The 4,536-nt window shown below is 71.1% G+C and carries 3 protein-coding genes; 2 read left to right on the forward strand and 1 reads right to left on the reverse strand.

Annotated elements, in window-relative coordinates; genetic code table 11:
- The coding region (locus CR470_RS35955) for a serine hydrolase domain-containing protein (protein WP_107489539.1) at positions 1 to 1,719 on the forward strand (1,719 nt) is incomplete at its 5' end.
- Positions 1,720 to 1,761: 42 nt separating this feature from the next.
- Here the strand turns inward: CR470_RS35955 and CR470_RS35960 are convergent.
- Entirely contained in the window at positions 1,762 to 2,862 is a 1,101-nt protein-coding gene (locus CR470_RS35960; protein ID WP_097871784.1) for a LacI family DNA-binding transcriptional regulator, read from the reverse strand.
- 226 nt (positions 2,863 to 3,088) lie between these two features.
- Here CR470_RS35960 and CR470_RS35965 point away from each other — a divergent pair, with 226 nt between their 5' ends.
- On the forward strand, positions 3,089 to 4,354 hold the full coding sequence (locus CR470_RS35965; RefSeq protein WP_097871786.1) for an ABC transporter substrate-binding protein: 1,266 nt from the start codon (positions 3,089 to 3,091) through the stop codon (positions 4,352 to 4,354).
- The last annotated feature ends 182 nt before the right edge of the window (positions 4,355 to 4,536 follow it).

A 4,536-nucleotide genomic window follows, 5' to 3' on the forward strand; every position in this document is an offset into this window, starting at 1 on the left:
GGCACAGGGGTGACGGGCAGCGCGGCGGACACGGGAGCGGACATGGAGGCAGGAACGCACCGGCCCACGCTGCGGCGCGGGAGCGCCGCGCGCGCCGGGCTGCTCCAGGGGCCGCTGGACCAGCTCGTCCGGGACGCCGAGGTCTACCTCGCCGACTCCCCCGCGCACCCGTGGTACGCGGGCGCCGTCCTGCTCGCCGGGCGGGGCGGAACGGTGGCGCTGCACCGGCCGATCGGCAAGGCGGTGCGCTATGCCGCGTACGACGAGAAGACCGACACCGGGGTGGAGTTCCCGGCGGACCAGCAGATCGCGATGGCCGAGGACACCGTCTTCGACCTGGCCTCGATCTCCAAGCTGTTCACCTCACTCCTGGCGGTCCAGCAGATCGAGCGCGGTGAACTGGAGCTTCAGGCCCCGGTCGCCTCGTACCTCCCGGACTTCGCGCGCGGCGGGAAACAGGACGTCACGGTCCGTCACCTGCTCACGCACACCTCGGGTTTCCGTTCGTGGATCCCGCTGTACAAGGAGCCGACCCGGGAGGGGAAGCTCCGGATGCTCATGGACGAGGTCCCGGCGAGCACCCCGGGCAGCGCCTACCTCTACTCCGACCTCAACCTGATCTCGCTCCAGCTGATCCTGGAGAAGATCACCGGCCGCCCGCTGGACGCTCTGCTCCGCGACGAGATCACCGCCCCGCTCGGGATGCACCGCACCCGCTACAACCCGCCCGCCTCCTGGAAGCCGAAGATCGCGGCGACCGAGGACGCCCGGCTGCCGTGGTCCGGTCTCGAACGCGGGCTGGTCTGGGGCGAGGTGCACGACGAGAACGCGTTCAGCCTGGACGGGGTGGCGGGCCACGCCGGGGTGTTCTCCTGCGCCTGGGACCTCGCGGTCCTCGCCCGGACCCTCCTCAACGGCGGGGTCTACGGCCGCTCCCGCATCCTGTCCGAGGACTCCGTCGACCTGCTGTTCACCGACTTCAACACCGCGTTCCCGGGCGACGAACACGGCCTCGGCTTCGAGCTCTACCAGCACTGGTACATGGGCGCGATGGCGACGCCGCGCAGTGCGGGGCACACTGGATTCACCGGGACCAGCCTGGTGCTCGACCCGTCGACCGACACCTTCCTCATCGTGCTGGGCAACTCCGTCCACCCGGTGCGGAGCTGGCGCTCGGGCAGCGCGCCCCGGGTGGCGGCCGCCAACCAGCTGGCGCGGGCCGTTCCGGTCCGGCCCGAACGGGGGCGTACGGCGTGGTTCTCCGGGATGGCGAGCGCGTCCACCGCCACCCTCACCCTGCCCGCCCTGCGCCTGGACTCCGCACGGGCCCGCCTGGAGTGCGCGCTGTGGTGGGACACCGAACCGGCCGCCGACGGCCTCTTCCTGGAAGCGTCGGCGGGGCAGGACTGGCAGCCGGTGCCGTTCACCACGCTGGCGCCGGGCCCCGGCCACCGCCCGGGCCCGCAGCCGCACCCGGCGGGCTCGGTGACCGGCTGGTCGGGGCGCGTCTGGCACCGGGTGGAGGCGGACCTGACGGCTTGGCGCGGCCGGGACGTACGGCTGCGCTGGCGCTACGCCACCGACCGGCTGTACGTGGGACGCGGCGCGTACGTGGACGGGCTGCGGGTCCTCGACGGCCACCGCACGGTCTTCGACGCGGAACGGCCCCGGGACGCCGGCCGGATCGAGGCGACGGGCTGGGCGCCCTCGGCCGACTGAGCCCGCAGCCTCCTCACCCCGCCACAGTCACCGCGTCCGGAGTCACCCCGCCGGAGTCACCGCGTCCGGAGTCACCGCGTCCGCCTGCGCCGCCAAGGACCCGGGCATGGGCGCGGTCGACTCCCGGACCACCAGCCGCGGACGGATCAGCAGGGAGCGGCCGGCCGAGGGCGCCGACTCGATCCGGGCGCGCAGTTGCTGGAAGGTCTCCGCCGCCATCTCCGGCAGCGGCTGGCGGACGGTGGTGAGCGGTGGCTCGAAGAGATCGGCGAGCAGGATGTCGTCGAATCCGACCACCGACACATCACGCCCGGCGGTATGTCCGGCGTCCTTGGCGCCCCGGCAGATCCCGATCGCGCACATGTCGTTGATGGCGACGAACGCGGTGGGCGGGCGGGGCCCGGAGAGCAGCTCACGGGCGGCGTTGCGACCCAGTTCGGCCGCGTCCTTGTCGCCGAACTCGGTGGTGTCCGCCCCGGGCCAGACCGTGACGTCGGCCGGGTCGATGCCGGCCTCCTCCAGCGCGGCGCGGAAGCCCCGCAGTCGCTCGCGGCGGTTGACGCTGTTGACCGAGCCGGAGACGAAGGCCAGTCTTCGGTGGCCGAGTTCCAGCAGATGGCGGGTGGCCAGCTCCGCTCCCATGGCGTTGTCCACACTGATGCTCGCCAGCGACGGCGGGTCGCCCGCCTGGGCCGTGCGGTCGAAGGCGACCATCTTCAGGCCCCTGCTGAGCAGCGGCTCGACGTGTTCGAGCGAGGGCAGCGAGGAGCAGAGCACCACTCCGCTGACCCCGTCCGCCAGCAGCTCCTCCCCGTACTTGAGCTCCCGGGCGGGGTCACGCTCACTGTTGCAGAGCAGCACGTGGTACCCCTCGGCGAGCGCGATGGCCTCCAGCTCCCGCGCGAGCGACCCCCAGAACGGGTTCGCCACGGAGGGCACGATCAGGCCGATCACCTTGATACGGCCCGTGCGCAGCATGCGCGCCGCGCGGTTGGGCCGGTAGCTGAGGCGCTCGATGGTCTGCTCGACACGGGCCAGGGTGGCCGCCTGCATACGGTCGGTGCGCCCGTTGAGGACGTTGGAGACCGTACTCGCGGAAACGCCCGCAGCCGCCGCGACCTGATGGATCGTTACCCCGCTCATGCCACCTCCGGTTCGAAACTCCCTGACGACCCTAGTGTATCGATTTACTGAAGTCTCTCTACCGATACACCCGTTAACTTGGTCGAAAAATTCTTGTGCATCAGCTGTTGACGCCACTCCAGCGGCATTCCTAGTCTCAGTGCATCGATTTACCAGTACATCCCAGCCATGGCCGGGACTCCTTCACTGGATCGATCCACAGACTCCACCTCAAAAGGGGTGCCTCATGGAACTCAACAGACGGTCGCTGCTCGCCGCCATCGGCGCGGGCACCGCCGCCGCGCTCACGGGCTGCGGCACCGGCACCTCGGCGGCCGGCTCCCCCGACGGTCCCGCCGAGGGCGAGATCACCCTCCTCACCCCGATCTACGAGGGCGCGAAGGGCAAGACGCTCCTGGAGGGCGACACCCTCGGCGGGTTCCGGAAGAAGTATCCGGACGTCAAGGTGAACGTGGACTACACCACGTACGCCCAGCTCAACGAGAAGATCACCACCGGGCTCGCGGGCGGCCTGCTGCCCGACGTGCTGATGATGGGGGTCGGCTGGATCCCGCCGTTCGCCGCCAAGGGGGCGATCGCGGAACTGCCGGAGAAGCTGGCACAGGCCCACGACTACGAGAAGCGGGTGCTGGAGCCGTCCCGCCACGAGGGCAAGCTGTACGCCCTGCCCGTCGTGCTCGACACCCGCATCGTGGTCTACCGCAAGGACCACTTCGCCGAGGCGGGCATCCGTAAGACGCCCGCCAACTGGTCCGAACTGCGCGCCGTGGCCAAGCAGCTGACGAAGAAGGGCCGGGTCGGGTTCGACCCGTTCTCCATCGATCTGCGCCAGTGCTGGGAGACCTTCCTCTTCGCCAACGGCGGCCAGTTGTTCAGCGAGGACGGCAGGAAGCCGCTGTTCACCGACGCCCGCGGGGTGGAGGCCCTCCAGTTCTTCAAGGACCTGGTGGCCGACGGTTCGGCGGACTACGCGCGCAAGACCGCCGCCGGAGCGCCGTCGAACGTGCAGACCGGCCAGGCCTCGATGATGATGACGACCAGCGCGCTCTGGGTCCAGGTCAAGGAACAGAACCCGGAGCTGATCGGGCAGGACAGGCTCGGCTCGTTCGTCCTGGCCAACCGCAGGCCCGCGATGCTCCAGGGCGGCACCCTCGTCACCCAGTCGGCGAGCTCCCGGCACCCGGCCGCGGCCCGTGCGCTCGTGGAGTGGCTGGCCACCCCCGAATCGATCCTCGGCGCGGCCCAGCAGCGGGGTTCGGTGCCCGGGCTGCGGGATCTCGACGACACCGGCTACGTCAAGGAGAACCAGTTCGTCGACCTCTCCCTGAAGAACCTCCAGCACGCGGCGTCCGAGGGCGGCACCGCCGCCTGGATGGAGATCCGCGAAAAGATCAAGCCGACGCTGGAGCCCGCGATCGTGGGCGGTCAGTCGGCGAAGGACGCCATCGCGGAGCTCGGCCGGCTCGCCGAGGCCGCCATCGGCCGGATGTGAGGACCCGTCACTGTGGGAGCGACATCCGTACTGAAGGCGCGGCCCGTGCGGCCGCCCGCACCTCCTGAATCGGCGCCGGCCCGGCGCACCCGCCGGACCCCCACGGGCCCCGGACGCCGACGGCGCCGGGCCGGCATGCTCATGGTGGCGCCCGCGCTGCTGCACGCCTCGCTGTGGATCGG

It is taken from the genome of Streptomyces sp. rh34 (assembly GCF_002551245.1).
Taxonomy (GTDB): Bacteria; Actinomycetota; Actinomycetes; order Streptomycetales; family Streptomycetaceae; genus Streptomyces.